The organism is Cupriavidus sp. WGlv3 (assembly GCF_023952475.1).
Lineage (GTDB): Bacteria > Pseudomonadota > Gammaproteobacteria > Burkholderiales > Burkholderiaceae > Cupriavidus > Cupriavidus phytorum.
On the sequence record NZ_JALHRX010000012.1, the window covers coordinates 35,429 to 61,062 of the forward strand.

26 protein-coding genes and 1 pseudogene are annotated in these 25,634 nt (G+C 66.6%); 22 read left to right on the forward strand and 5 right to left on the reverse strand.

Annotated elements, in window-relative coordinates; all coding sequences use genetic code 11:
• The first annotated feature begins 15 nt into the window (after positions 1-15).
• The 13 genes and pseudogenes from rpsE (at position 16) to dsbD (ending at position 8,874) form a co-directional block, all read left to right on the forward strand.
• Positions 16-534 (forward strand): 30S ribosomal protein S5, encoded by a 519-nt coding sequence (gene rpsE, locus MKD38_RS19640; protein WP_006160449.1) that lies wholly within the window; start codon positions 16-18, stop codon positions 532-534.
• Positions 535-544: 10 nt separating this feature from the next.
• Positions 545-727 carry a 50S ribosomal protein L30 gene (gene rpmD / locus MKD38_RS19645; RefSeq protein ID WP_010812381.1) on the forward strand — a complete coding sequence of 61 codons (183 nt, stop codon included), beginning with the start codon at positions 545-547 and terminating at the stop codon, positions 725-727.
• 19 nt (positions 728-746) lie between these two features.
• Positions 747-1,181 (forward strand): 50S ribosomal protein L15, encoded by a 435-nt coding sequence (rplO, locus tag MKD38_RS19650; RefSeq protein WP_012354135.1) that lies wholly within the window; start codon positions 747-749, stop codon positions 1,179-1,181.
• 47 nt (positions 1,182-1,228) lie between these two features.
• Positions 1,229-2,572: a preprotein translocase subunit SecY gene (gene secY, locus MKD38_RS19655; RefSeq protein WP_062801963.1), complete on the forward strand. Its 1,344-nt coding sequence runs from the start codon at positions 1,229-1,231 to the stop codon at positions 2,570-2,572.
• 23 nt (positions 2,573-2,595) lie between these two features.
• Positions 2,596-2,814: a translation initiation factor IF-1 gene (gene infA, locus MKD38_RS19660; protein ID WP_010812378.1), complete on the forward strand. Its 219-nt coding sequence runs from the start codon at positions 2,596-2,598 to the stop codon at positions 2,812-2,814.
• Positions 2,815-2,844: 30 nt separating this feature from the next.
• Entirely contained in the window at positions 2,845-2,961 is a 117-nt protein-coding gene (gene rpmJ, locus MKD38_RS19665) for a 50S ribosomal protein L36 (protein WP_008642959.1), read from the forward strand.
• Positions 2,962-2,980: 19 nt separating this feature from the next.
• Complete coding sequence (gene rpsM / locus MKD38_RS19670; protein WP_010812377.1) at positions 2,981-3,346, forward strand: 30S ribosomal protein S13; 366 nt, start codon at positions 2,981-2,983, stop codon at positions 3,344-3,346.
• A gap of 24 nt (positions 3,347-3,370) precedes the next feature.
• Positions 3,371-3,769, forward strand: coding sequence for a 30S ribosomal protein S11 (gene rpsK / locus MKD38_RS19675; RefSeq protein WP_010812376.1), 399 nt, complete (start codon positions 3,371-3,373; stop codon positions 3,767-3,769).
• 304 nt (positions 3,770-4,073) lie between these two features.
• The gene (rpsD, locus tag MKD38_RS19680; RefSeq protein WP_252679108.1) at positions 4,074-4,697 is read left to right on the forward strand and encodes a 30S ribosomal protein S4; all 624 of its coding nucleotides are present in this window, start codon (positions 4,074-4,076) and stop codon (positions 4,695-4,697) included.
• Positions 4,698-4,862: 165 nt separating this feature from the next.
• Complete coding sequence (locus MKD38_RS19685; RefSeq protein ID WP_010812374.1) at positions 4,863-5,843, forward strand: DNA-directed RNA polymerase subunit alpha; 981 nt, start codon at positions 4,863-4,865, stop codon at positions 5,841-5,843.
• A gap of 135 nt (positions 5,844-5,978) precedes the next feature.
• On the forward strand, positions 5,979-6,374 hold the full coding sequence (rplQ, locus tag MKD38_RS19690) for a 50S ribosomal protein L17 (RefSeq protein WP_010812373.1): 396 nt from the start codon (positions 5,979-5,981) through the stop codon (positions 6,372-6,374).
• A 125-nt stretch (positions 6,375-6,499) separates the two neighbouring features.
• Positions 6,500-6,847: pseudogene (gene cutA, locus MKD38_RS19695) on the forward strand (divalent-cation tolerance protein CutA); the annotation flags it as partial.
• Positions 6,848-6,948: 101 nt separating this feature from the next.
• Positions 6,949-8,874: a protein-disulfide reductase DsbD gene (gene dsbD, locus MKD38_RS19700; protein WP_252679112.1), complete on the forward strand. Its 1,926-nt coding sequence runs from the start codon at positions 6,949-6,951 to the stop codon at positions 8,872-8,874.
• 30 nt (positions 8,875-8,904) lie between these two features.
• Here the strand turns inward: dsbD and MKD38_RS19705 are convergent, their stop codons facing one another.
• From MKD38_RS19705 to yihA, 3 genes are all read right to left on the reverse strand, one after another.
• Complete coding sequence (locus MKD38_RS19705; RefSeq protein ID WP_252679114.1) at positions 8,905-10,125, reverse strand: magnesium transporter CorA family protein; 1,221 nt, start codon at positions 10,123-10,125, stop codon at positions 8,905-8,907.
• Positions 10,126-10,142: 17 nt separating this feature from the next.
• Positions 10,143-11,135 (reverse strand): porphobilinogen synthase, encoded by a 993-nt coding sequence (gene hemB / locus MKD38_RS19710; RefSeq protein WP_252679116.1) that lies wholly within the window; start codon positions 11,133-11,135, stop codon positions 10,143-10,145.
• 252 nt (positions 11,136-11,387) lie between these two features.
• Positions 11,388-12,089: a ribosome biogenesis GTP-binding protein YihA/YsxC gene (yihA, locus tag MKD38_RS19715; RefSeq protein WP_252679131.1), complete on the reverse strand. Its 702-nt coding sequence runs from the start codon at positions 12,087-12,089 to the stop codon at positions 11,388-11,390.
• A gap of 496 nt (positions 12,090-12,585) precedes the next feature.
• Between yihA and MKD38_RS19720 the strand changes: the two genes are divergently transcribed.
• The 8 genes from MKD38_RS19720 (at position 12,586) to msrQ (ending at position 20,785) form a co-directional block, all read left to right on the forward strand.
• Positions 12,586-13,245 (forward strand): c-type cytochrome, encoded by a 660-nt coding sequence (locus MKD38_RS19720; protein WP_112776690.1) that lies wholly within the window; start codon positions 12,586-12,588, stop codon positions 13,243-13,245.
• A 188-nt stretch (positions 13,246-13,433) separates the two neighbouring features.
• Positions 13,434-15,653: a cytochrome c biogenesis protein ResB gene (locus tag MKD38_RS19725; RefSeq protein ID WP_252679133.1), complete on the forward strand. Its 2,220-nt coding sequence runs from the start codon at positions 13,434-13,436 to the stop codon at positions 15,651-15,653.
• A 49-nt stretch (positions 15,654-15,702) separates the two neighbouring features.
• A complete protein-coding gene (gene ccsB, locus MKD38_RS19730; protein ID WP_252679441.1) occupies positions 15,703-16,869 on the forward strand; it encodes a c-type cytochrome biogenesis protein CcsB in 1,167 nt (388 codons plus the stop codon).
• 158 nt (positions 16,870-17,027) lie between these two features.
• The gene (locus tag MKD38_RS19735) at positions 17,028-17,465 is read left to right on the forward strand and encodes a COG4315 family predicted lipoprotein (protein ID WP_252679136.1); all 438 of its coding nucleotides are present in this window, start codon (positions 17,028-17,030) and stop codon (positions 17,463-17,465) included.
• A 51-nt stretch (positions 17,466-17,516) separates the two neighbouring features.
• Entirely contained in the window at positions 17,517-18,056 is a 540-nt protein-coding gene (locus MKD38_RS19740) for an RNA polymerase sigma factor (RefSeq protein WP_115705171.1), read from the forward strand.
• Positions 18,053-18,916, forward strand: coding sequence for an anti-sigma factor family protein (locus MKD38_RS19745; RefSeq protein ID WP_252679139.1), 864 nt, complete (start codon positions 18,053-18,055; stop codon positions 18,914-18,916). Before MKD38_RS19740 ends, MKD38_RS19745 begins: the two co-directional genes overlap by 4 nt.
• Before the next feature lie 169 nt (positions 18,917-19,085).
• Entirely contained in the window at positions 19,086-20,087 is a 1,002-nt protein-coding gene (gene msrP, locus MKD38_RS19750; RefSeq protein ID WP_252679141.1) for a protein-methionine-sulfoxide reductase catalytic subunit MsrP, read from the forward strand.
• A complete protein-coding gene (gene msrQ / locus MKD38_RS19755) occupies positions 20,087-20,785 on the forward strand; it encodes a protein-methionine-sulfoxide reductase heme-binding subunit MsrQ (protein WP_252679144.1) in 699 nt (232 codons plus the stop codon). Before msrP ends, msrQ begins: the two co-directional genes overlap by 1 nt.
• A gap of 27 nt (positions 20,786-20,812) precedes the next feature.
• Here msrQ and lysA read toward each other — a convergent pair whose 3' ends face one another.
• A complete protein-coding gene (gene lysA / locus MKD38_RS19760) occupies positions 20,813-22,072 on the reverse strand; it encodes a diaminopimelate decarboxylase (protein WP_252679146.1) in 1,260 nt (419 codons plus the stop codon).
• 369 nt (positions 22,073-22,441) lie between these two features.
• On the opposite strand from lysA, the gene cyaY reads away from it, so the two are divergent.
• Complete coding sequence (cyaY, locus tag MKD38_RS19765; protein ID WP_252679148.1) at positions 22,442-22,777, forward strand: iron donor protein CyaY; 336 nt, start codon at positions 22,442-22,444, stop codon at positions 22,775-22,777.
• 82 nt (positions 22,778-22,859) lie between these two features.
• Here the strand turns inward: cyaY and MKD38_RS19770 are convergent, their stop codons facing one another.
• Positions 22,860-25,235: a penicillin-binding protein 1A gene (locus MKD38_RS19770; RefSeq protein WP_252679149.1), complete on the reverse strand. Its 2,376-nt coding sequence runs from the start codon at positions 25,233-25,235 to the stop codon at positions 22,860-22,862.
• Between the last annotated feature and the right edge of the window lie 399 nt (positions 25,236-25,634).

A 25,634-nucleotide genomic window follows, 5' to 3' on the forward strand; every position in this document is an offset into this window, starting at 1 on the left:
AAAGAGAGATACGTCATGGCAAAGATGCAAGCAAAAGTCCAACAGGACGAACGCGACGACGGCCTCCGCGAGAAGATGATCTCGGTCAACCGTGTCACCAAGGTGGTGAAGGGTGGCCGGATTCTCGGTTTCGCTGCGCTGACCGTGGTTGGTGACGGCGATGGCCGCATCGGCATGGGCAAGGGCAAGGCCAAGGAAGTGCCTGTCGCCGTTCAGAAGGCAATGGACGAAGCCCGTCGCAAGATGGTCAAGGTCTCGCTGAAGAACGGCACGCTGCAACACGAAGTCGTTGGCAAGCACGGCGCCGCCAAGGTGCTGATGATGCCCGCCAAGGAAGGTACCGGCGTGATCGCCGGCGGCCCGATGCGCGCGATCTTCGAAGTGATGGGCGTCACCAACGTGGTGACCAAGTCGCACGGCTCCACCAACCCGTACAACATGGTTCGCGCCACGCTGGACGGCCTTCAGAAGATGAGCACGCCGGGCGAAATCGCCGCCAAGCGTGGCAAGTCGGTCGAAGACATCCTGGGTTAAGGTGAACGCAATGTCGCAGAAAACCGTAAAAGTGCAACTCGTGCGCAGCCTGATCGGCACGCGCGAGGATCATCGCGCCACCGTTCGTGGCCTGGGCCTGCGCCGCATCAACTCGGTGTCGGAGCTGCAGGACACGCCCGCCGTGCGCGGCATGATCAACAAGGTCTCGTACCTGGTCAAGGTTCTGGCCTGATCGGGACTTGGAGAGCAAGATGCAACTGAACAACCTGAAACCGGCTGCCGGTTCGAAGCACGCCAAGCGTCGCGTCGGCCGCGGTATCGGCTCCGGCCTGGGCAAGACCGCCGGTCGCGGTCACAAGGGTCAGAAGTCGCGTTCGGGCGGCTTCCACAAGGTGGGCTTCGAAGGCGGCCAGATGCCGCTGTATCGTCGCCTGCCGAAGCGCGGCTTCACCTCGCTGACCAAGGCGTTCACCGCCGAAGTCACGCTGCGTGACATCGAGCGCCTGGAAGCGGCCGAAGTCGACCTGCTGGTCCTGAAGCAGGCTGGCCTGGTCGGCGACCTGGTCAAGAGCGCCAAGGTCATCAAGGCCGGCGAGCTGACCCGCAAGGTGACGATCAAGGGTCTGGGCGCCACCGCTGGCGCCAAGGCCGCGATCGAAGCCGCCGGCGGCCAGATCGCAGCCTGATACGGCAGCATTCATCGCAGCATAGGCAGTCATAGTCGGAGCATCGTTTGGCCACGGCGAAACCCAATGCAAGCGCGCAAGCCAGGAACACGGCGAAGTACGGCGACCTCAAGCGCCGGCTGATGTTTCTGGTGCTGGCCCTGATCGTGTACCGCATCGGCGCTCATATTCCGGTGCCCGGTATCGATCCGGAGCAGCTTGCGAAGCTTTTCCAGAGTCAGTCGGGTGGCATCCTCGGGATGTTCAACCTGTTCTCGGGCGGGGCGCTGTCGCGCTTTACCGTCTTCGCGCTCGGCATCATGCCGTACATCTCGGCGTCGATCATCATGCAGTTGCTGACGATCGTGCTGCCGCAGCTGGAGTCGCTGAAGAAGGAAGGGCAGGCAGGGCAGCGCAAGATCACGCAGTACACGCGCTACGGCACCGTGGTTCTGGCCACGTTCCAGGCGCTGTCGATCGCGGTCGCGCTGGAGTCGCAGCCGGGGCTGGTGCTGGATCCGGGCCTGATGTTCCGGGCCACGGCAGTGATCACGCTGGTGACCGGCACGATGTTCCTGATGTGGCTGGGTGAGCAGATCACCGAGCGCGGTCTGGGCAACGGCATCTCGATCATCATCTTCGGCGGTATCGCGGCGGGCCTGCCCAATGCGATCGGCGGACTGTTCGAACTGGTCCGCACGGGTTCCATGAGCATCATCGCGGCGATCTTCATCGTGGCGATCGTGATCGGTGTGACCTTCGCCGTGGTGTTCGTCGAGCGTGGCCAGCGCAAGATCCTGGTGAACTATGCCAAGCGTCAGGTCGGCAACAAGGTGTACGGCGGCCAGTCGTCGCACCTGCCGCTGAAGCTGAACATGGCAGGGGTGATTCCGCCGATCTTCGCATCGTCGATCATCCTGTTCCCGGCGACGATCGCGGGCTGGTTTACGTCTGACTCGACGGGTACGGTCGGCCGGTTCATCAAGGACCTGGCTGCCACGCTGTCGCCGGGCCAGCCGGTCTACATCCTGCTTTACGCTGCTGCGATTGTATTTTTCTGCTTCTTCTACACGGCCCTGGTGTACAACAGCCGTGAAGTGGCAGACAACCTGAAGAAAAGCGGTGCCTTCATTCCGGGCATTCGTCCGGGCGAGCAGACGACGCGCTATATCGACAAGATCCTGGTGCGTTTGACGCTGGCTGGTGCGATCTACATCACACTGGTCTGCCTGTTGCCGGAATTCCTGGTGCTGCGCTGGAACGTTCCGTTCTATTTCGGCGGAACCTCCCTGCTGATCATCGTGGTCGTCACGATGGACTTCATGGCCCAGGTTCAGTCCTATGTCATGTCGCAGCAGTATGAGTCGCTGCTGAAGAAGGCGAATTTCAAGGGCAATCTGACCTTGCGCTGACTTCGGATCGGTACAGGCTAGGTATGGCTAAAGACGACGTCATCCAGATGCAGGGCGAGGTCCTGGAAAACCTGCCCAATGCGACGTTCCGAGTCAAGCTGGAGAATGGCCATGTAGTGCTGGGCCATATCTCCGGCAAGATGAGAATGAACTACATCCGGATTCTTCCGGGTGACAAGGTGACGGTCGAGCTGACCCCATATGATCTGTCGCGCGCACGAATCGTCTTCCGGACGAAGTGAGCGAACAGGAATTGAAGGAAGAGGAAAATTATGAAAGTGCTGGCTTCTGTTAAGCGCATTTGCCGCAACTGCAAAATCATCAAGCGCAACGGTGTCGTGCGCGTGATCTGCTCGTCGGATCCCCGCCACAAGCAACGCCAAGGCTAATCGGAAAGAGGATTGACGAATGGCACGTATCGCAGGGGTTAACATCCCGAACCACAAGCACACCGAAATCGGCCTGACGGCCATTTATGGTGTCGGCCGCTCGCGCGCTCGCAAGATTTGCGAGGCCACCGGTGTACCGTTTGACAAGAAGGTCAAGGATCTGACCGACGCCGACCTGGAAAAGCTTCGTGACGAAGTGGGCAAGGTCACGGTCGAGGGTGACCTGCGTCGTGAAACCACGATGAACATCAAGCGTCTGATGGACCTTGGTTGCTATCGTGGCATGCGTCACCGCAAGGGCCTGCCCATGCGCGGTCAGCGTACCCGTACCAACGCCCGTACCCGCAAGGGTCCGCGCAAGGCCGGCGTGGCTCTGAAGAAGTAAAGCCGAAGGCAGAGGAAGAAACTAATGGCAAAAGGTCCGAATAACGCCGCTCGCGCGCGTAAAAAGGTCAAGAAGAACGTTGCCGACGGCATTGCGCACGTCCACGCTTCGTTCAACAACACCATCATCACGATCACCGATCGCCAGGGCAATGCCCTGTCGTGGGCGACCGCCGGTGGCCAGGGCTTCAAGGGTTCGCGCAAGTCGACCCCGTTCGCTGCCCAGGTCGCTGCCGAAAACGCCGGCCGCGTGGCGCAAGACCAGGGCATCAAGAACCTGGAAGTGCGTATCAAGGGTCCCGGCCCGGGTCGTGAATCGGCTGTCCGCGCGCTGAACGCGCTGGGCATCAAGATCGCGATCATCGAAGACGTCACGCCGATTCCGCACAACGGCTGCCGTCCGCCGAAGCGCCGCCGCATCTGATGCGTTGGCGCGTCCGGAGCCGGCGGGTTTACCTGCCGGTTTTGGATATGGTAGTATCGCGCGCTGACCTGCTGCATTTCAATGCGGCAGGTTTTTGTTTTGCGTCGGAGCAGTGGCTTTCGCGGCACATTGCGATGCCGGCGCATTGGTAAATGCTTGCAGCGACGCCTCCGGCAACGGAGCGCGCTTAATAAGCCCACCGTCCGTCACGGTCTGGCGCGTGCCTCCATGCACCGCGGCAGCACTGCGTTGGCGGACTCACGGCGCGTCCTGAAGGCGCCGTGATCGATTAAAGGAAGACAACGTGGCACGTTATACCGGCCCGAAGGCCAAACTTTCCCGCCGTGAAGGCACCGACCTGTTCCTGAAGAGCTCGCGCCGCTCGCTGGCCGACAAGTGCAAGCTGGACAGCAAGCCGGGCCAGCATGGCCGCACCTCGGGTGCCCGCACCTCGGACTACGGCAACCAGCTGCGCGAAAAGCAGAAGGTCAAGCGCATCTACGGCGTGCTCGAGCGCCAGTTCCGCCGCTACTTCGCCGAAGCCGACCGCCGCAAGGGCAACACCGGCGAAAACCTGCTGCAACTGCTGGAATCGCGCCTGGACAACGTGGTGTACCGCATGGGCTTCGGCTCGACCCGCGCTGAAGCGCGTCAGCTGGTGTCGCACAAGGCGATCCTGGTGAACGGCCAGACCCTGAACGTGCCGTCGGCCCAGGTCAAGTCGGGCGACATCATCACCATCCGCGAGCAGTCGAAGAAGCAGGTCCGTATCGCCGAAGCACTGTCGCTGGCCGAGCAGTCGGGCTTCCCGACCTGGGTCGCAGTGGATGCCAAGAAGTTCGAAGGCACCTTCAAGCAAGTCCCGGATCGCGCCGATATCTCGGGCGACATCAACGAAAGCCTGATCGTCGAACTGTACTCGCGTTAATCCGCGAGCACCCGGCCCAGAGCTTGCGTTCGTCGCAAAGCTTCTCCTTCAGCCCGACGCGCCTGGCGCGCGTCGGGCTTCGCCCATCGTTACGATGGGATTTCCAGGTTCCAAACGTCAGCCTTATCGGTGTAACGAGCCGAGGGTATTGAAAAGGACAACCTAATGCAAACAGCACTCCTCAAGCCAAAAATTATCGCCGTCGAGCCTCTGGGCGACCATCACGCCAAAGTCGTGATGGAGCCGTTCGAGCGCGGCTACGGCCATACGCTCGGTAACGCCCTGCGTCGCGTGCTGCTGTCGTCGATGGTCGGTTATGCCCCGACCGAAGTCACGATCGCTGGGGTGGTCCACGAGTATTCCACCATCGACGGCGTGCAGGAAGACGTCGTCAACCTGCTGCTCAACCTGAAGGGCGTGGTGTTCAAGCTGCACAACCGCGACGAAGTCACGGTGTCGCTGCGCAAGGATGGCGAAGGCGTGGTCACGGCCGCCGATATCGAGCTGCCGCACGACGTCGAGATCATCAACCCGAACCACGTGATCGCGCATCTGTCGGCCGGCGGCAAGCTGGACATGCAGATCAAGGTCGAGCAGGGCCGCGGCTATGTGCCGGGCAACGTGCGCAAGTTCGGCGACGAATCCGGCAAGGTCATCGGCCGCATCGTGCTGGACGCCTCGTTCTCGCCGGTGCGCCGCGTGTCGTACGCGGTTGAATCCGCTCGTGTGGAGCAGCGTACCGACCTCGACAAGCTGGTGATGAATATCGAAACCGACGGCGTGATCTCGCCCGAGGAAGCGATCCGCCAGTCGGCCCGCATTCTGGTCGACCAGCTGTCCGTGTTCGCCGCGCTGGAAGGCACCGAGTCGGCCGCCGAGGCCGCTTCGAGTCGCACCCCGCAGATCGACCCGATCCTGCTGCGCCCGGTCGACGACCTGGAGCTGACGGTGCGTTCGGCCAACTGCCTGAAGGCCGAAAACATCTACTACATCGGCGACCTGATCCAGCGTACCGAGAACGAGCTGCTCAAGACCCCGAACCTGGGTCGCAAGTCGCTCAACGAGATCAAGGAAGTCCTCGCCTCGCGTGGCCTGACCCTCGGCATGAAGCTCGAGAACTGGCCGCCCGCAGGTCTGGAGAAGTAATCGTGGTGCGGGGCCTCCGTCCCGCATCGCAGCAACCGCCCCGGCTTTGGCCGGGGCATGTATGACTACCGGCCCGCGTCCAGCCGCATCGGACGATAGAAGAGCTGGTCAAACACTTAACTGAAAGGAATCATCATGCGTCACCGTCATGGTCTGCGGAAACTGAACCGCACCTCGTCGCACCGTCTCGCGATGCTGCGCAACATGTCCAACTCGCTGTTCCAGCACGAGCTGATCAAGACCACCGTGCCCAAGGCCAAGGAACTGCGCAAGGTTGTCGAGCCGCTGATCACGCTGGCCAAGAAGGACACCGTTGCCAACCGCCGCCTGGCTTTCGCCCGCCTGCGCGACCGCGACATGGTCACCAAGCTGTTCACCGAACTGGGCCCGCGCTATGCCACCCGTCCGGGCGGCTACACCCGCATCCTGAAGTTCGGCTTCCGTCAGGGCGACAACGCGCCGATGGCGCTGGTCGAGCTGGTGGATCGTCCGGAAATCACCGAAGCCCCGGCCGAAGAAGCCGCGGAATAAGTGCGTTTCCTGCCCGCTGCCGTCGCGCGACGGTTGCGGGCACACCGCTTACAATCGAGCCAGGCAATCGCCTGGCTCTTTTGTTTTGGGCGGGCCGGATGCAGACGGCCGCAGGGAGAGTGTCGATGCAAAGCCATACAGAGCAGGGTGCCGGTACGGACGAGGTGCTCGTCGTCGTCACCAATGCACCCGATGCCGATACCGCGGCGCGTCTGTCGCGAGCCGTGCTGCAGGCGCGCGCCGCTGCCTGCGTGAACCGTCTGGCGCCGGTCGAATCCGAGTACTGGTGGCAGGGCAAGCTCGAGCAGGCGCGGGAATGGCCGCTGCTGATCAAGACCACGCGCGCGCGCTACGCTGCGCTCGAGGCCGTGATCCGGCAACATCACCCCTATGACGTCCCGGAGCTGCTCGCGTGGCCCGTGGCAGCGGGCTACGGGCCGTACCTGGCATGGGTACGTAGCGAAACCGCCGGCGTGCCGGCGCAGCCAGGAACGGCGGCACCGGGCGGCGATGCCCGCGGGGCAGCACCAGGTATGGCAGCGCCCCAGGATCAAGACCAACAGGAATCGGATTCATGAACATCGGTTTGGCACGGCGGGTGGGCACGCCCGCGCAGATGTGGGTGCGGCATATTGCCGCAGCGCTGCTGGCGGCACTGGCCTGGCTGTGCCTGGCGGGCAGCCTCCACGCCGCCACCGAGGACGACTTCCTGCCGCCCGAGCAAGCCTTTCGCTTTGCCGCCAGCCAGCCTGACGACAAGACCATCGAAGTGCGCTTTGACGTCGCGCCGGGCTACTACATGTACCGTGAGCGCTTTGCCTTCGCCGCGCAGCCGGCCGGGGTGAAGCTGGGCGCGCCGGCCTACCCGCAGGGCAAGGTCAAGTTCGACGAGACCTTCGGCAAGGAGATGGAGACCTACCGCGACAGCGTGGTCATCCGCGTGCCGGTCGAGGCCGCGCCAGCCGACGGCAAATGGACGCTGACGGTGACCTCGCAGGGCTGCGCCGACAAGGGCCTGTGCTATCCGCCGATGGAAAGCGTCTACAAGGTGGGCGGCAGCGCGCTGGCCGACCTGTTCGGCAAGCGCGGTCGCAGCGACGCCCCGGCGGCCGAGCCGGTTCCGGCGCCCGCGGTGCCAGCGGTTCCCGCAGTACCGGGTTCGGCCGCGACCCTGCGCGCCGACGACAGCGACCGCATCGCCGGCGCACTGGCCAGCCGCAACCTCGGCCTGATCGGGGCGCTGTTCTTCGGCCTGGGCCTGCTGCTGACCTTTACCCCATGCGTGCTGCCGATGGTGCCGATCCTGTCGTCGATCGTGGTCGGCGAGCACGTCACGCGCGGCCGCGCGCTACTGGTGTCGCTGGCCTATGTGCTGGGCATGGCGGTGGTGTACACCGCGGTCGGCGTGGCCGCGGGCCTGCTCGGCGAGGGGCTGTCGGCCGCGCTGCAGACGCCCTGGGTGCTGGGCGCCTTCGCGGCGCTGATGGTGGCGCTGGCGCTGTCGATGTTTGGCCTGTACGAACTGCAACTGCCGCAGCGCTGGCAGACCCGGCTGACGGAATCGTCCAACCGCCGCCAGGGTGGCCAGGTGGCGGGGGCCGCGGCGATGGGCGCGATCTCCGCGCTGATCGTCGGCCCCTGCGTGACGGCGCCGCTGGCGGGTGCGCTGGCCTATATCGCGCAGAGCCGCGATGCCGTGATCGGCGGCGCCGCGCTGTTCGCGATGGCGCTGGGCATGGGCGTGCCGCTGGTGCTGGTCGGCGTGGGCGCGGGCAACCTGTTGCCGCGCGCCGGCCGCTGGATGGAGGTGACCAAGCGCTTCTTCGGCTTCCTGCTGCTGGGCGTGGCGCTGTGGATGCTGGGGCCGGTGCTGCCTGCGTGGGCCACGATGCTGCTGCTGGCGGCGCTGTTGCTGGTGGCGGCGGTGTTTCTCGGTGCCTTCGACGGGCTGGGACCGGATCCGCGCAACCTGGTGCGGGTGGGCAAGGGCGTGGGCGTGCTGTTTGCCATCGCCGCTGCGATCGTGCTGATCGGCGTCGCTTCGGGCGGACGCGACCCGCTGCAGCCGCTGTCGCATTTGAGCGTGGCGCGTACCGGCGGCGAAAGCGCCGGCGCTGCGGCGGCGGTGCGTTTCGAGCGCGTGCGCAGCGTGGCCGAACTCGACGCCCGCGTGGCGCAGGCCGCCGCCGCGGGCAAGCCGGTGCTGCTGGATTTCTATGCCGACTGGTGCGTCAGCTGCAAGGAAATGGAGCGCATGACCTTCGTCGATCCGCGCGTGCGCGCGCGGCTGTCGGAGCTCGTGCTGCTGCAGGCGGACGTGACCGCCAACAATGCCGACGACAAGGCCTTGCTCAAGCGCTTCGGCCTGTTCGGGCCGCCCGGCATCATCCTGTTCGGCCCGGATGGTCGCGAGCGCCCGGTGCGCGTGATCGGCTACCAGTCGGCCAACCGCTTCCTGGAAAGCCTGGAGCGCGCTTTCGGCACGCGCACGCGTACCTGAGGCGTAACCGAGGCGTACCCAGGCCTGCGGCTAGCGCTCCAGCTGCCGCGCCAGCGCCCACAGCGCCGCCAGTACCACCGCCACCGCGCCCATCAGGCCGATCGACCACCAGAAGCCCTGCGGCTCTTGCAGCCACGGCATGCGCTCGAAGTTCATGCCGAAGACGCCGGTGATCAGCGTCAGCGGCATGAACAGCGCCGTGATCAGCGTCAGCGCGCGCATGGTGCGGTTGGTCCGGTGCGCCACCGCCGAGAAGTGAATCTGCACCGCCGATTCGATCGAATCCTCCAGCCGGCGCGCATGCGCCAGCACCCGCTGGATATGCTCCATCACGTCGTTGATGCGCACCAGCAGCACCTCGTCGCGCCCCGGCGCATTGGCCGCGCCGCCGGGCTGGTCGCTGCTGTAGCGGTTGTCGAGCAGGCTGTCGCGGAATTCCTGCAGCGCGTCGCGCTGCTCCTCGCTCAGGTGTTCCAGCTTGCGCAGCTGGATGCGCGCATCCAGCAGGCCCTCCCAGCTGGAGAAGCTGCGGCGCGAGTTCAGCAGCGCGCGCTGCCAGCGGTCAAGCTGGCGCGTCAGCGGCGCGCGCAGTTCCAGGTAGCGGTCGACCATGGCGTTAAGCAGCCGCAGCATCAGGTCTTCGGGCCGGCTCGGCGGACGGATGCCGTGCAGCAGCGACTGACCGTTGCCACGCGCGGGCGCGGCTTGTGGACGCGGGGCCTGGCACAGCTCGAGCAAACGCTGGCGCACCTGGTCGATGGTGCGCGACGGCCCCGAGCGTACCGTCACCAGCACGGTGTCGAACATGAAGAACGTGACCGGCTGGGTATCGATCTTGGCCAGTGCCGGCAGGAAGCCGGGCGCATAACGCTTCTGCCGGGCCGCTGCCTCGGCCGCGGGCGGCCTGGTGGTGCTAGCGGTGCCGGCGGCGTCCTGCGGCTCGGCCTCGACAATGGCGCGGCTGGTTTCGAAGGTCAGCTTGCGGAAGATCACCATGTCGTACGCATGGGTCGTATCGAAGTACGACGGATGCGCGGCGTTGGTGGCGTCGGCCAGGTGCAGGTCGAGGATGGGCGCGCCGGCCAGCTGGCGCACCTGTTCACGCCAGGCGTCGGGCGCCGCGGTGACCTCTTCGGTGGAAAAATCCGCCCACACGAACAGTGACGCGGCATTGCCAGACAGAAAGCTGCTCGCCTCGGTGAGCGAGGCGAGCGGGTGTACCTGGCTCGCTGAGAAACCTAGCAACTCCATGCGCGGTCGCCCGGCCGTCAGGCCTGCAGCAGCCGCGCGGCGTCGCGCGCGAAATAGGTCAGGATGCCGTCGGCGCCGGCGCGGCGGAAGGCCAGCAGCGATTCCATCATGACCTTGTCGTGGTCCAGCCAGCCGTTCTGCGCGGCGGCCTTGAGCATCGCGTACTCGCCGCTGACCTGGTAGACGTAGGTGGGGAAGCGGAACTCGTCCTTGACGCGGCGCACGATGTCCAGGTACGGCATGCCGGGCTTGACCATCACCATGTCGGCGCCTTCCAGGATGTCCTGCGCCACTTCGCGCAGGGCCTCGTCGGTGTTGGCCGGATCCATCTGGTAGGTCATCTTGTTGCCCTTGCCCAGGTTGGCGGCCGAGCCCACCGCGTCGCGGAACGGGCCGTAGAACGCCGACGCGTACTTGGCCGAGTACGCCATGATGCGGGTATGGATATGGCCGTTGTCTTCCAGCGCGGTGCGCACCGCGCCGATGCGGCCGTCCATCATGTCGGACGGCGCGACGATGTCGACCCCGGCCTCGGCCTGCGCCAGTGCCTGGCGCACCAGGATCTCCACCGTCGCATCGTTGATCACGTAGCCGTTGTCGTCGAGCACGCCGTCCTGGCCATGGCTGGTGTACGGGTCGAGCGCCACGTCGCACAGCACGCCGAGCTCGGGGAAGCGGTCCTTCAGCACGCGCACGGCGCGCGGCACCAGCCCGTCGGGGTTGGTGGCCTCGATGCCGTCGGGCGTCTTCAGCGACGGGTCGATCACCGGGAACAGCGCGAGCACGGGGATGCCGAGCTTGACGCAGTCTTCGGCCACCGGCATCAGCTGGTCGACCGAGACGCGCTCCACGCCCGGCATCGAGGCCACGGCCTGGCGCTGGTTCTGGCCGTCGAGGATGAAGACCGGGTAGATCAGGTTGTCCGGGGACAGGCGATGCTCGCGCATCATGCGGCGGGAGAAATCATCGCGGCGCATGCGGCGCGGGCGGAACTCGGGGAAGGTGGACATGGCGGCTTCTTGACGGAAGAGGACGGAATGCAGGGCCGGCAAGCGCGGCGCGCGCAGCGTCGTGCGGCTGGCTGAAGAAAAACTAAACTTTTGTGCGTGCCCGCCATCATACTCGCGGACACTTTACGTTGCGCGCTGCGTGGCGCGGTGTCCCCCCGCTACTCCTCCCTGAGCGGGTACCCGCCCCACCGGCGGGAAAGTTTGTCCCCGTTGCTTGCGACGGGGCTTTTTTTTGCGCGCCCGCTGCCAGGATTACGCGGCCGGATCGGACGCAGGGGGCACCGGCTTCGCGGCGGCGGGCTCGCGTTCCACCTTTTGCGCTTCTGGCAGGTTCAGCCAGCCGGCGATCACGCCCTGCGCCTCTTCGATGCCGCGGCGCTTCAGGCTGGAGAACAGCTGCGCCGTCATCGGCACCGGCGTTTCCAGTTGCTCGGCATAGCCTTGCAGCATCTTGCGGGTCTCGCGCAGGGCCTTGGCATTGTCGCTGTTGGTGAGCTTGTCGGCCTTGGTCAGCAGCACGTGGATCGGTCGTCCGGTGGGCAGGAACCACTCGACCATCTGGCAGTCGAGATCCGTGAACGGCCGGCGCGCATCCATCATCAGGATCAGGCCGGCGAGCTGCTGGCGGGTCTGTACGTAATCGCTGAGCAGGCCCTGCCAGTGGTACTTGGCCGAGCCCGAGACCTCGGCATAGCCGTAGCCCGGCAGGTCGACCAGGAACGCGAGCGGGTCGGGCGCCTTGACCGGCGCCACCGAGAAATAGTTGATGTGCTGGGTGCGCCCGGGCGTGCGCGACGAGAACGCCAGCCGCTTCTGGTTGCACAGGATGTTGATGGCGGTGGACTTGCCCGCGTTGGAGCGGCCGGCGAACGCGACTTCGGGCACGGCCGTGGCGGGCAGGTCGCGCAGGTGGTTCACGGTGATGAAGAAGCGGGCCTGGTGAAGAAGGGACATGCGCTAGAGCAGTGGGGCGGGCCGCGGAGGCCGCGCGCAAGCGCATGCCGGGGCCGGGGTCTCGCCAGGGTGGGATGGCTGCGGCCTGGGCCGCCCGCCGGGCTTGACCTGGCGCACCCCAAACGGGCACGACAAGGCGCAAGGCATCAATCCGGCACATAACTTATTGTACAATACGCCGGTTTACGGTCTCCTGAACGGGTGACGCGTGGCATCCATGCCGCGTGCCTCGGCTGCCGTCGTCCGGGCGGGAAGCCTAGTGTGTCGTTCCATCGTGGGCAAGGCCTTGCCCCGCATTGCGCATTGCACCGAACGGTGCGGCGGCTGCGGAAGCGGGCTGGCGGGGTCTGCCGCCACGGCCAGCGTTGCGCGGATCGGTCAGCCGCACGCGGGTCGCCACGATTCCCAGCCTTTTCACCGGCGCGTCCTCACCGCCGGCAAAGCGCCGGAGCGGCACGCATCACGGTATCCAAAACAATTCAGAGAAGGTGTGCGAATGAACCGCATTGCGAAGATTCTGGGTGTCCTGGCTCTGGCCGTTCCTGCCGCCGCCCTTTCCGGTCTGGCATCTGCCGCAGAGCAGGCCGCCGCGAAGGCGGACCCGGCCAAGGGTGAAACGCTGTACACGCAAGGTGCCCCCGATCGCAATGTGCCCGCCTGCCTGAGCTGCCACGGTGCCGCCGGCAACAGCGCGGCAGCCGCCAATCCCAAGCTGGCCGCGCAGCATCCGGAATACGTCCACAAGCAGCTGGCCGACTTCAAGGCCAAGGCCCGCAGCAACGCGATCATGGTGCCGATGGCGTCGGTGCTGACCGACGAGGAAATGCGCAACGTCGGCGCCTACCTCGCCAAGCAGTCGCTCAAGCCGGCCACCGCCAAGAACAAGGACAGCATCGAAGCCGGCCAGAAGATCTACCGCGCCGGCATCGCCGCCAAGGGCGTGCCGGCCTGCGCCGCCTGCCATGGCCCCGCCGGCGCAGGCATGCCGGCGCAGTATCCGCGCATCGGCGGCCAGTGGGCCGACTATACCGAGGCACAACTGGTGGCATTCCGCCAGGGCACCCGCAAGAACAACCCGGTCATGACGACCATCGCCGCCAAGATGTCGGATGCCGAGATCAAGGCGGTGGCGGACTACGTCGCCGGGGTTCGCTGACGATCCGGGATTCCGCGACGCTGGCGCCTTTGCGCGCCGGCGCATCGGTTGAGCGGCCGCCGCCGGATGGCGCGGCCAGGCATGCAACCGAACGCGCTTGTCACAATCGAAAAGGGTGGCCTGCTTGCCAAAGCATGTCCACCCTTTATTCATTTCCAGGCCGTACGCTGTTTTAGGTTTCACTGCACATGTCGACCGCTTCCACTTCAGGGCTGCACCTGAAGACCTCTCACCGCGTGCTGCGCGACGCGGTCGAATTGTTGTCCTCGATGCGCTTTGCGATCGCGCTGCTGACGGTGATCTCCATCGCCAGCGTGATCGGCACCGTGCTCAAGCAGAACGAGCCGTACCCGAACTACGTCAACCAGTTCGGACCGTTCTGGGCCGATGTGTTCCACACGCTGTCGCTGCAGAAGGTTTACGGGTCGTGGTGGTTCCTGCTGATCCTGGCCTTCCTGGTGGTGTCCACCAGCCTGTGCCTGGTGCGCAACGCGCCCAAGATGATCGCGGACATGCGCTCATGGAAGGACCATGTGCGCGAGCGCAGCCTGCGCGCTTTCCATCATCGCGGCGAGTTCGACGGCGCGCGTGCCCGCGCTGAGGCCGTCGGCCGGCTGACGGCATTGCTGACCAACCGCGGCTACCGCGTCAAGGCGGTCGAGCACGACGGCGCCACGCTGCTGGCGGCCAAGGCCGGCGCAGCCAACAAGGCCGGCTATATCCTGGCGCACACCGCCATCGTGGTGATCTGCATCGGCGGCCTGCTCGACGGCGACCTGCTGATCCGCGCGCAGATGTGGCTGGGCGACAAGACCCCGCTCCGCGGCAACGCGGTAATCAGCGAGATCCCGCCGCAGCACCGGCTGTCGGTGAACAACCCGGGCTTCCGTGGCAACGCCTACGTGCCCGAGGGCTCGACCGTCTCCACCGCCATCCTCAACATTGCCGACGGAGCGCTGGTGCAGGACCTGCCGTTCGCGATCACGCTGAAGAAGTTCAAGGTCGACTTCTACGAGACCGGCATGCCCAAGCTGTTTGCCTCGGACGTGGTCGTGACCGATCGCGCCACCGGCAAGCGCACCGAGGCCACCATCAAGGTGAACGAGCCGCTGATCGTCGACGGCATCGCCATCTACCAGTCCAGCTTCGAGGACGGCGGCTCGCGCCTGAAGTTCGTCGGCTACCCGATGCAGGGCAGCGGCCATGCCACTTTCACCATCGACGGCGCGGTGGGCGGCAACAAGCCGCTGGCGGGCACCGGCACCAGCGCGGACAGCGACGGACTGACGGTGGAGTTCAGCGACTTCCGGCTGATGAATATCGAGAACGTCACCGATGCCTCGGGCAAGCCCGATGCGCGCGGCGTGGCGCGCAAGTCCTTCAACGAAACGCTGGACAAGCATCTCGGCGCCGCCGCCAGTACCGACCGCGCCAAGACCCTGCGCAATGTCGGCCCGTCGGTGCAGTACAAGCTGCGCGACCGCACCGGACAGGCGCGCGAGTACAACAACTACATGGTGCCGGTGCAGATGGACGGCCAGTCGGTGTTCCTGGCCGGCATGCGCGAGTCGCCCAGCGAGCAGTTCCGCTACCTGCGCATTCCCGCCGATGACCAGGGCAGCGTGGTCGACTGGATGCGGCTGCGCGCCGCGCTGCAGGACCGCGCACTGCGCGGCGAGGCCGCGCGCCGCTTTGCGCTGGCTTCGATGCCAGGCGACGACAAGGCCGAGCTGCGCCGTCAGCTGGCCGAAAGCGCGCTGCGCGCGCTCGACCTGTTCGCGGGGGCGACGCGTCCCACACCGGATTCGCCGCCGGGCGGCTTCACCGCCATCGCCGCCTTCCTGGAAAAGTCCGTGCCGCCGGCCGAGCAGCAGAAGGCCGCCGATGTGCTGCTGAAAATCCTGAACGGTTCGATGTGGGAGCTGTGGCAGCTCGCGCGCGCCCAGGACCAACTGCCGGTGGTAGCCAACAGTGCCCAGAGCGGCGCCTTCCTGCAGCAGGCCATCAATGCGCTGTCGGATAGTTTCTTCTACGGCGCACCGGTGTTCCTGCAGCTCGACGACTTCCAGGAAATCAAGGCCAGCGTGTTCCAGCTGACCCGTGCGCCGGGCAAGAACATCGTGTATCTTGGCTGTCTACTGCTGGTGTTGGGCGTGTTCGCGATGTTCTATATCCGCGAGCGCCGGGTCTGGGTCTGGGTGAAGGACAAGTCCACCGACCTGTCTGCCGACCGGCCCGCCGCGGGCAACACCGGCGACGGCGATGCCGGCAGCCATGTGCTGATGGCGATGTCGACTCAGCGCCGCACCATGGATTTCGAAAAGGAATTCACGGCGCTGCGCGACGACATCGGCCGCGCCGCAGGGGGCCGCAGCGCCGCCCAGGAGCCCGCCGGCACTCCCCACTGAATCGAGCAGGTACGCTATGTCCTCTAATGTGAAACAGGCCGGTCCCGCCATGCGCGGCACCCCGCGCGCCGACACCGGCGCCGAGGAGGCCTACCTCGAACCTTCCTTCCTGCGCCGCCTGAGCTGGGTGGACTGGCTGTTCGCGCTGGCGCTGGCCGCGGGCGCCGGCGTGGCGCTGGCGCAATACGGGCAATGGATGGACGGCTACGACAAGGCCGTGCTGATCGGCGCCGTGCCCACCTTCGCGCTGCTCGGCTGGCACTGGAAGCCGGTGCGGCCGCTGATGGTAGCGCTGGCGGTGCTGTCGCTGTTCGCGATCCAGCTCTACCAGGGCCAGCTCGCGCGCGCCGAACAGGCCTTCTTTCTCAAGTACTTCCTGTCGAGCCAGTCGGCCATCCTGTGGATGAGCGCACTGGTGTTCCTGTCCACGCTGTTCTACTGGGTTGGGCTGGCGACGCGCTCGGGCACGGGCTACAGCCTCGGCAGCAAGCTGTGCTGGGGCGCGGTGGTGCTGGGCTTCACCGGCATGCTGGTGCGCTGGTACGAGTCCTACCTGCTCGGCGCCGACATCGGACACATCCCCATCTCGAACCTGTACGAAGTCTTCGTGCTGTTCACGCTGATCACTTCGCTGTTCTACCTGTACTACGAAGGCCGTTACGCCACGCGCGCGCTGGGCCCGTTCGTGATGCTGGTGGTGTCGGCCGCGGTGGGCTTCCTGCTGTGGTACACGGTCAGCCGCAATGCGCAGGAGATCCAGCCGCTGGTGCCCGCGCTGCAGAGCTGGTGGATGAAGATCCATGTGCCGGCCAACTTTATCGGCTACGGCACCTTTGCGCTGGCGGCGATGGTCGCGGTGGCCTACCTGCTCAAGCAGCGCGGCGTGCTGGCCGAGCGCCTGCCGTCGCTGGAGCTGCTCGACGACGTGATGTACAAGGCGATCGCGGTTGGCTTTGCCTTCTTCACCATCGCCACCATCCTCGGCGCGCTGTGGGCGGCCGAGGCCTGGGGCGGCTACTGGAGCTGGGACCCCAAGGAAACCTGGGCGCTGATCGTCTGGCTCAACTACGCGGCCTGGCTGCATATGCGGCTGATGAAGGGGCTGCGCGGCACGGTGGCGGCCTGGTGGGCGCTGGTCGGCCTGCTGGTGACGACTTTTGCGTTCCTGGGCGTAAACATGTTCCTGTCGGGCCTGCACAGCTACGGCGAACTCTGACGCGCGCATGCTGCGATGCAAAAGACCTGCCTTCGGGCAGGTTTTTTTTCGACTTTTTTCAATTTTTTTGGCCGCTGCGGGAATAAAGAGATCACATCCAGTGTTTACTGGAGGGACGGTGCCGGCTGGCGGCACCGAATTGCATGGAGAACAAGATCATGGCAAGTCTGCGTCATAACGCTGCTGCATCCCTGGTTCGTCCCGGCGCGCTCGCGCTCGGCTGCGCGGCCGTCCTGCTCGCCGGTTGTGCCGGCATGGGCATGGGCGGGGGCAGCGCCGGCAATCTGCCGCCCACGGTCAAGGTGACCAATGGCGTGCTGACCGATCCGCAGGGGCTGACGCTGTACACCTTTGACCGCGACACCGCCGGCAGCGGCAAGAGCGCCTGCAACGGGCCCTGCGCGACCAACTGGCCGCCGCTGATGGCGGCCCCGGGCACCAGCGGTTCGGGCCAGTACACCATCATCACGCGCGATGACGGCAGCAAGCAGTGGGCCTATCGCGGCCAGCCGCTGTACCGCTTCGCCAAGGACGCCAAGCCGGGCGATCGCACCGGCGACAACGTCAACAACGTCTGGCACGTGGTCAAGCCCTGACGCGGCGGCAGCCAACTCCAGAGCCACCACAACCACCACAGCCACCCGGGCATGGAAGGGTTTGACGGCCAGCTCGTTGCGCTGGCGCCGCGGCTGCGGCGCCATGCGCGCGGCCTCACCGGCGACGCGGCGCTGGCCGACGACCTGGTGCAGGACACGCTCGAGCGCGCGCTGCGCTACCGCTGGCGCTTCCGCCTGCGCCCCGGCGCGTGGTGGGGCGACGGCGCCGATGGCCTGCTGCCGTGGTTGCTGACGCTGATGCACCGCCTGCGCCTGAACGCTTTGCGCCGCAAGGACCTGGTGGTGGCCACCGACACCCTGCCCGAGGTCAGCGGCCCCGCCGAAGACCCGGGCCTGCGCCGCGACCTGTCGCAGGCGCTGGCACAGCTGCCCGAGCCGCAGCGCGCGGTGCTGCTGCTGGTCAGCCTGGAACAATTGACCTACGCCGAGGCCGCACGCGTGCTGGACATCCCTCAAGGCACGGTGATGTCACGGCTGGCGCGGGCACGCGAACAAATGCGGCGGCTGCTCGACGGCGCGGCGCCGAACCGAACTGCCACGGCCGCCAATGCGCTGCAACGGGTGAAATGATGGCGGGCATCCACGAAGCCGATCTCCACGCCTATGCCGATGGCCAGCTGGCCGGCGCGCGCCGCGCCGCCGTCGAGGCCTACCTGGCGCAGCACCCGGACGCGGCGGCACAGGTGGCCGCCTGGCGCCGGCAGGCCGAGGCGCTGCACCGCGCGCTCGACCCCGTACTCAATGAACCGGTGCCCCTGGCGGCCTTGCCGCCGGGTTTGCACGGCGACCAGGGACGCAACCGCGGCCGCGACGGCCGGCGCGATGGCGCCCGGCCCTGGACGCGCTGGACCATGGCGATGGCGGCCACCTGCGCGTCGCTCGCGCTGCTGGCCGTCGGCGGTACGCTGGGCTGGCTGGCGCATGGCCGCCTTGGCGGCAGCACGCTGGTGCTCGCGCCCGGCGAGCGCTTTGCGCGCGAGGCGCTCGCCACGCACGCGGTCTACGCCCCGGAGATGCGCCACCCGGTGGAAGTCGCGGCAACCGATGAGGCCCACCTGGTCGCCTGGCTGTCCCGGCGCCTGGGCACGGCGCTGCAAGTGCCCGACCTGCGCGCGCAGGGCTTTCACCTGATTGGCGGCCGGCTGGGCGTGGCCGAGGGCGGCCCGTCGGCCATCCTGATGTATGAAGCCGATGACGGCACGCGCCTGTCGCTGCAGCTGCGGCGGATGGCGCAGGGCACCCCCGATACCGGCTTCCGCGTCGAGCGCATGCCCGGCGAGGGCGCGCGCCGGCGGGCACCGGGCCGCGACCCGATGATGGCGTTCTACTGGGTCGACCGCGATCTGGGCTTTGCGCTGGCGGGGCCCCTGGAACGCGCGCGGCTGCTGACGCTGGCGCAGGTGGTGTACCAGCAATACCAGGGCGGATAACGCACCCGCGCCGCGCTTGCGGCACATGCCAGGCGCAGGCCTGCGTCATTTCGACGCCATCACAAAAAACTGTCAGGACTGGCCCGCACTCCACGACCAAGCCCGGAGTCCAACCCTGCAAGCACGCCGCGCCGCCGGCGCCGGCACCACCAGGCAATCGAGGAAAACCATGCTGATTCCTTCCCCCAAATGGCTGCGCGGCGGCGACATTGCCGCCAGCGAGATCACGCCGCGCCATGTCTTCGAAGCGCGCCGCCGCATGCTGGCGCTCGCTGCCGCCGGTGCTGCCGGCGGCACGCTGGCGCCGTGGTTCGCGCGCCAGGCCTTCGCGCAAGGGCAGCATGGCGCCCGGCTGCCCGCCACCCCCAACAACGCCTACGTCATCACCGAGAAGCGCACGCCGTACGAAGAGGTGACCACCTACAACAACTTCTACGAGTTCGGCACCGACAAGTCCGACCCGGCGCGCCACGCCGGCACGCTGCGTCCGCGTCCGTGGCAGGTGGCGGTCGAAGGACTGGTGAAGAAGCCGAAGGTCTATGACCTGGACGAGCTGACCAAGCTGGCGCCGATGGAGGAGCGCGTCTATCGGCTGCGCTGCGTCGAGGGCTGGTCGATGGTGATCCCTTGGATCGGCTATCCGCTGGCCGAGCTGATCCGCCGGGTCGAGCCGCAGCCGGGCGCGAAGTACGTGCAGTTCATCACGCTGGCCGACAAGAAGCAGATGCCTGGCCTCAGCAGCGGCGTGCTCGACTGGCCGTACAGCGAGGGCCTGCGCATGGATGAGGCCATGCATCCGCTGGCGTTGCTGACCTTCGGCCTGTACGGCGAGGTGCTGCCCAACCAGAACGGCGCGCCGGTGCGCATGGTGCTGCCGTGGAAATACGGCTTCAAGAGCGCCAAGTCGATCGTGAAGATCCGCTTTGTCGACAAGCAGCCGCCGACCAGCTGGAACCTGGCCGCGCCGCAGGAATACGGCTTCTACTCGAACGTGAACCCGGATGTCGACCATCCGCGCTGGAGCCAGGCCACCGAGCGCCGCATCGGCGAAGAGCGCGGCAGCGGCTTTGGCGCGCTGTTCGCGCCCAAGCGCAAGACCCTGCCGTTCAATGGCTATGGCCAGCAGGTGGCGGCGTTGTACCAGGGCATGGACCTGAAGAAGTTCTTCTGATGCAAGGCGAGCGCATGGCAACCTCTTCCCCCACCGCCGCGGCCGCCGTGCGCAAGCCGGCGGGCCTGGCAACGCTGTCGCCGCAGCGGGTGCGCGCGCTCAAGCTGGCGCTGTGGCTGCTGGCGCTGCTGCCGTTCGTGCGGCTGCTGTACCTGGGCGCGACCGAACAGTACGGCGCCAACCCGCTCGAATTCGTCACGCGTTCGACCGGCACCTGGACCCTGGTGATGCTGTGCCTGACGCTGGCCATCACGCCGCTGCGCCGCCTCACCGGCTGGAACTGGCTGATCCGGATGCGCCGCATGCTGGGCCTGTTCGCGTTCTTCTACGGCCTGCAGCACTTCCTGCTATGGATCGGCGTGGACCGCGGCTTTGATCTGGCCTACATGATCAAGGACGTGTACAAGCGGCCCTTCATCACGGTCGGCTTTACCGCCTTCATGCTGATGGTGCCGCTGGCGCTGACCTCGACCAACGGCATGGTGCGCCGCCTCGGCGGCAAGCGCTGGCAGGCGCTGCACCGGCTGGTCTATGCCATCGCCGTGCTGGCCATCTTGCACTACTGGTGGCACAAGGCCGGCAAGAACGACTTCGGCGAGGTCTCGATCTACGCCGCGGTGGTGTTCGTGCTGCTGGGGATGCGGGTATGGTGGCGGCTGCGCAAACCAGCCGCGGGGACGCGCCAGCCCGCCGCGTAAGCAGCGGCGGGCCGGGCCTGTGGTGACTCAGTCCTGCAGCAGGCGCTCGTCGCGGAACAGGTCTTCGACCAGCTCGCGCTCGCGCACCAGGTGCACCTTGCTGCCGTCGACCATCACTTCGGCGGCGCGCGGGCGGGTGTTGTAGTTGGAACTCATGGTGAAGCCGTAGGCGCCGGCCGACATCACCGCCAGCAGGTCCCCGGGCTGCACCGCCAGGGCGCGGTCGCGGCCCAGCCAGTCACCCGATTCGCACACCGGGCCGACGATGTCGTAGGTCACGGCCGCGCCGTCGCGCAGCGCCACCGGCTCGATGCGGTGGTAGGCCTCGTACATGGCCGGGCGCGCCAGGTCATTCATGGCGGCGTCGACGATGCAGAAGTTCTTGGCCGCGCCCGGCTTGAGGAATTCCACTTGCGTCAGCAGCACGCCGGCGTTGCCCACCAGCGAGCGGCCCGGCTCGAACAGCACCTCGCGGTGGCCATGGCCGCGCGCGGCGACGCGCTCCAGCAGCGTGGTGGCGAAGCCGGTAATGTCCGGCGGGTTCTCGTCGGTGTAGGTAATGCCCAGGCCGCCGCCCACGTCGATGTGCTCCAGGCTGATGCCTTCGCGTTCGAGCGCCTCGACCACGTCCAGCACCTTGTCCAGCGCTTCCAGGTAGGGCTCGACCTCGGTGATCTGCGAACCGATATGGCAGTCGATGCCGGTTACTGCAAGGTGTGGCAGCGCGGCGGCGGCGCGGTAGGTCGGCAGCACGTCTTCGAAGGCGATGCCGAACTTGTTGCCCTTCAGGCCGGTGGAGATATAGGGATGGGTCTTGGCGTCGACGTCGGGGTTGATGCGCAGCGACACGCGCGCACGCTTGCCGACGCGGCCCGCCACTTCGTTGAGGCGATCGAGTTCGGGAATCGACTCGACGTTGAAGCAGCGCACGTCCTGCGCCAGCGCCAGTTCCATTTCGGCCGCGCTCTTGCCCACGCCCGAGAACACCACCTTGCGCGGATCGCCGCCGGCGGCCAGCACGCGCTTGAGCTCGCCGCCCGAGACGATGTCGAAACCCGCGCCCAGCCTGGCGAACACCTGCAGCACCGCCAGGTTGGAATTCGCCTTCATCGCGTACTGGACCTGCGCCTTGCGTCCCGCGCAGGCGGCGGCGTAGGCCTGGTACGCGGCGGTCAGCGCCGCGCGCGAATACACATAGGTCGGCGTGCCGAACTCGGCGGCGATGCGCGCCAGCGGCACCTGCTCGACGGCAAGCGCGCCGTCCTGGCGATGGAAGAATGCAGTCATGGTTATCGGGTGGTGGGGGCGGCGGGAGACGATGCCGGTGCGGGCGCGGCCGGTGCAGGCTGCACGGCATCGGCACGGCCCAGGCCCGGATCCGGCACGGTCGGCGGGGCTGGCTCGGCCGGCACCCGGGGCAGGGTCAGCGGCCCGCGGATACCGCATCCGCCCAGCAGGGGCATCGCAAGGGCGGCGGCAAACGCCGATACAATCGCAACACGACGCAGCATCGGGTCGTCCTTTTGGCTTGTTGGCAAGGCGTTGGATGGCCCGGCGCGATGGCCAGTCATCCGTAGGATTCTTAACAAAAAAAGCCGTTCGCGCCACGTACGCCCGGTCCGGGCAGCGGCGGCAACGGCGGTCTCGGAGTTTAGCATGCCCCCCTTGAGCGAAAGCGAGTTCCTGGCCCTGGCCACGCGCGAGCTGGACCGCATCGAAGCCGCGGTCGAGGCGGCCGCCGACGCAGCCGATGCCGACATTGAAATCAGCCGCACCGGCAATGTGATGGAACTGGAATTCGAGAACGGTTCCAAGATCATCATCAACAGCCAGGCGCCGATGCAGGAACTGTGGGTGGCTGCACGCGCGGGCGGTTTCCACTTCCGCCGCGAGGGCGAGCGCTGGGTCGATACGCGCAACGGCAGCGAACTGTACGCGGCGCTGTCGGGCTATGTCAGCGAGCAGGCGGGCGCCAGCCTCAGTCTGACCTGACGTCGGCATCCCTGGGCGCGCCCCCGAGCGCAAAAGGAAAAGCCGGCCTTGCGGCCGGCTTTGTGCTGTCTGGCGAGCGCGCTCAGGCGCCGCCGAACATTTCCAGGATCTTGCGTTTCTCGCTCTCGGTATCGACCGACGGGGTGGTGGATTCCTCCGGCTTGCCCGGCCACGGATCGCCCAGGCCCACCGACGCCACGCCGGCGCCGCCGGCGTTCTCTTCGAAGGTCCAGTCGCCGCCCACCATCAGCACGCCCTCGGGTGCGGGCCGTTCCGGAGATTCCGGCACGCCCTTGAGCGCCTTGCTCATGTAGCCGACCCAGATCGGCAGCGCCAGGCCGCCGCCGGTCTCGCGCACGCCCAGGCTCTTGGGCTGGTCATAGCCCATCCAGGCGATCGCCACCAGGTTGGGCGTGTAGCCGGCGAACCAGGCATCGACCGCGTCGTTGGTGGTGCCGGTCTTGCCAGCCAGGTCGTTGCGGCCCAGGCGCTGCTTGGCGCTGTTGGCGGTGCCGTAGCGGACCACGTCGCGCAGCATGGTGTCGGCGATAAAGGCGGTGCGGGCGTCGAGCACGCGCACGGCGTCGGTGCCGGCGCGTTGCGGACGGGTTTCAGAGATCACGTTGCCGCGCGCGTCGACCACCTTCTGGATCAGGTAGGGGTTGACGCGGTAGCCGCCGTTTGCAAATACCGAGTAGGCACCGGCCATCTGCAGCGGCGTCACCGCGCCGGAGCCCAGCGCCATCGGCAGGTAAGCGGGGTGCTTGTCGGCCTCGAAGCCGAAGCGGGTGATGTAGTCCTGCGCGTACTGCGTGCCGATCGCACGCAGGATCCGCACCGAGACCAGGTTCTTGGACTTGGCCAGCGCGCGGCGCATGGTCATCGGGCCCTCGAAGCGGCCGTCGTAGTTCTTGGGTTCCCACACCTGGCCGCCGGTATCGGGGCCGATCGTCAGCGGCGCGTCATTGATCACCGTGGCCGGTGAGAAGCCCTTTTCCAGCGCAGCCGAGTAGATGAAAGGCTTGAAGCTGGACCCCGGTTGACGCCAGGCCTGGGTCACGCGGTTGAACTTGTTGCGGTTGAAGTCGAAGCCGCCCACCATCGAGCGGATCTCGCCATCCTGCGGGTTGATCGACACGAACGCCGCCGCCACTTCCGGCAGCTGCGTCACCGACCAGTTGTTTTTCTCGTCTTGCGTCACGCGGATCACCGCGCCGGGGCGCATCTTCATCTTGGGCTGCGCGTTGGCCGACAGCGACGGCGAGATAAAGCGCAGCGCCGTGCCTTCGATGGTCGCCACTTCGCCGGACAGCAGCGTTGCCTTGACCTGCTTGGACGACACGCTGGTGACCACCGCCGAGCGCAGGTCGCCGCTGCCCGGGTGCTCGACCAGCGCATCGTCGATGGCCTGCTCGCGCTCGGCCGGGTCGGAAGGCAGGTCGATGAAGGCCTCGGGGCCGCGGTAGCCGTGCTTGCGCTCGTAGTTCATGATGCCGGTGCGCACGGCTTCGTAGGCGGCGTCCTGGTCGGTCTTGGTCAGCGTGGTGTAGACCGTCAGGCCGCGCGTGTAGGTTTCCTCGCGGTACTGCGCGTACATCAGCTGGCGCACGATCTCGGCGACGTATTCGGCGTGCGTGGAGAACTCGTTGCCTTCGGTGCGCACCTTCAGCTCCCCTTGCACGGCCTCGTCGTACTGCTCGGGCGTGATGTAGCGCAGGTCGCGCATGCGCTGCAGGATGTATTCCTGGCGCACCTTGGCGCGGCGCGGGTTGACCACCGGGTTGTACGCCGACGGCGCCTTCGGCAGCCCGGCGAGCATCGCCGCCTCGGCCGGCGTCACATCGCGCACCGACTTGCCGAAGTACACGCGCGCGGCGCTGTCGAAACCGTAGGCGCGCTGGCCCAGGTAGATCTGGTTCATGTACAGCTCGAGGATCTGGTCCTTGCTCAGGTTGGCCTCGATCTTGTACGCCAGCAGCATCTCGTAGATCTTGCGGGTGTAGGTCTTCTCGCTGGACAGGAAGAAGTTGCGCGCCACCTGCATGGTGATGGTGGAGGCACCCTGCGACAGCCCGCCGCGCAGGTTGGCCAGGCCGGCACGCATCACGCCGACGAAGTCGACGCCGCCGTGCTCGTAGAAGCGGTCGTCCTCGATCGCCAGCACTGCCTTTTTCATCACGTCCGGGATTTCGGCGATAGGCACGAAGTTGCGCCGCTCCTCGCCGAATTCACCGATCAGCACATTGTCCGCGGTGTAGATCCGCAGCGGAATCTTGGGCCGGTAGTCGGTGATGGTGTCCAGCGACGGCAGGTTGGGCGCGGCCACCAGCAGCGCGTAGCCAAGCAGCAGCGCAATCACGACGGCACCGGCGACAACCAGTCCGACCGCCCAGAACATGAGCCGCGTCCAGATCGAACGACGGGCAGGGTGGGGCGGCTTGTGTTGTGCTGTGGCCATAAGGGAAATACCTAGTCAGGGGTGCCCGCGATTATATCTTCCGGCATCGGCCCGCCCGGGCGCACAGTGGCGGGGGCGCCGCTATCGCGCTGTTACAAGATGTAAGGCCGCGGATGCCGGCGCGCAGGGCGACGTTGGCGGTGACTACGGGGGGAAGCGCGCGGCACAGGCAGGCATGGAAGGGAACCCGACGACCGTGGGGTTTTGGCAACGGATTGATGAGGGCCTTCTCAAAAACAAGTTTGGCCCAGTTCGGCACGTTGCCACCGATGCTGGATTTTGTGAGAATCGGCCAACATAAAAAGCAGACGTTTCATTCAAGAAACTAGGCTCGCCCGATTAGAGCGTTCACGCCAGGGGCGAGTTCAAAAGTCAGGGGGTCACCTTGCGTCGGGGCAT

What these genes read in the sequence shown, in the direction of transcription:
- rpsE (WP_006160449.1), top strand. Translation starts at nt 16, where the DNA reads ATGGCAAAGATGCAAGCAAAAGTCCAACAGGACGAACGCGACGACGGC.
- rpmD (WP_010812381.1), top strand. Translation starts at nt 545, where the DNA reads ATGTCGCAGAAAACCGTAAAAGTGCAACTCGTGCGCAGCCTGATCGGC.
- rplO (WP_012354135.1), top strand. Translation starts at nt 747, where the DNA reads ATGCAACTGAACAACCTGAAACCGGCTGCCGGTTCGAAGCACGCCAAG.
- infA (WP_010812378.1), top strand. Translation starts at nt 2,596, where the DNA reads ATGGCTAAAGACGACGTCATCCAGATGCAGGGCGAGGTCCTGGAAAAC.
- rpmJ (WP_008642959.1), top strand. Translation starts at nt 2,845, where the DNA reads ATGAAAGTGCTGGCTTCTGTTAAGCGCATTTGCCGCAACTGCAAAATC.
- rpsM (WP_010812377.1), top strand. Translation starts at nt 2,981, where the DNA reads ATGGCACGTATCGCAGGGGTTAACATCCCGAACCACAAGCACACCGAA.
- rpsK (WP_010812376.1), top strand. Translation starts at nt 3,371, where the DNA reads ATGGCAAAAGGTCCGAATAACGCCGCTCGCGCGCGTAAAAAGGTCAAG.
- MKD38_RS19685 (WP_010812374.1), top strand. Translation starts at nt 4,863, where the DNA reads ATGCAAACAGCACTCCTCAAGCCAAAAATTATCGCCGTCGAGCCTCTG.
- rplQ (WP_010812373.1), top strand. Translation starts at nt 5,979, where the DNA reads ATGCGTCACCGTCATGGTCTGCGGAAACTGAACCGCACCTCGTCGCAC.
- dsbD (WP_252679112.1), top strand. Translation starts at nt 6,949, where the DNA reads ATGAACATCGGTTTGGCACGGCGGGTGGGCACGCCCGCGCAGATGTGG.
- MKD38_RS19705 (WP_252679114.1), bottom strand. Translation starts at nt 10,125, where the DNA reads ATGGAGTTGCTAGGTTTCTCAGCGAGCCAGGTACACCCGCTCGCCTCG.
- hemB (WP_252679116.1), bottom strand. Translation starts at nt 11,135, where the DNA reads ATGTCCACCTTCCCCGAGTTCCGCCCGCGCCGCATGCGCCGCGATGAT.
- yihA (WP_252679131.1), bottom strand. Translation starts at nt 12,089, where the DNA reads ATGTCCCTTCTTCACCAGGCCCGCTTCTTCATCACCGTGAACCACCTG.
- MKD38_RS19720 (WP_112776690.1), top strand. Translation starts at nt 12,586, where the DNA reads ATGAACCGCATTGCGAAGATTCTGGGTGTCCTGGCTCTGGCCGTTCCT.
- MKD38_RS19725 (WP_252679133.1), top strand. Translation starts at nt 13,434, where the DNA reads ATGTCGACCGCTTCCACTTCAGGGCTGCACCTGAAGACCTCTCACCGC.
- ccsB (WP_252679441.1), top strand. Translation starts at nt 15,703, where the DNA reads ATGCGCGGCACCCCGCGCGCCGACACCGGCGCCGAGGAGGCCTACCTC.
- MKD38_RS19735 (WP_252679136.1), top strand. Translation starts at nt 17,028, where the DNA reads ATGGCAAGTCTGCGTCATAACGCTGCTGCATCCCTGGTTCGTCCCGGC.
- MKD38_RS19740 (WP_115705171.1), top strand. Translation starts at nt 17,517, where the DNA reads ATGGAAGGGTTTGACGGCCAGCTCGTTGCGCTGGCGCCGCGGCTGCGG.
- MKD38_RS19745 (WP_252679139.1), top strand. Translation starts at nt 18,053, where the DNA reads ATGATGGCGGGCATCCACGAAGCCGATCTCCACGCCTATGCCGATGGC.
- msrP (WP_252679141.1), top strand. Translation starts at nt 19,086, where the DNA reads ATGCTGATTCCTTCCCCCAAATGGCTGCGCGGCGGCGACATTGCCGCC.
- msrQ (WP_252679144.1), top strand. Translation starts at nt 20,087, where the DNA reads ATGCAAGGCGAGCGCATGGCAACCTCTTCCCCCACCGCCGCGGCCGCC.
- lysA (WP_252679146.1), bottom strand. Translation starts at nt 22,072, where the DNA reads ATGACTGCATTCTTCCATCGCCAGGACGGCGCGCTTGCCGTCGAGCAG.
- cyaY (WP_252679148.1), top strand. Translation starts at nt 22,442, where the DNA reads ATGCCCCCCTTGAGCGAAAGCGAGTTCCTGGCCCTGGCCACGCGCGAG.
- MKD38_RS19770 (WP_252679149.1), bottom strand. Translation starts at nt 25,235, where the DNA reads ATGGCCACAGCACAACACAAGCCGCCCCACCCTGCCCGTCGTTCGATC.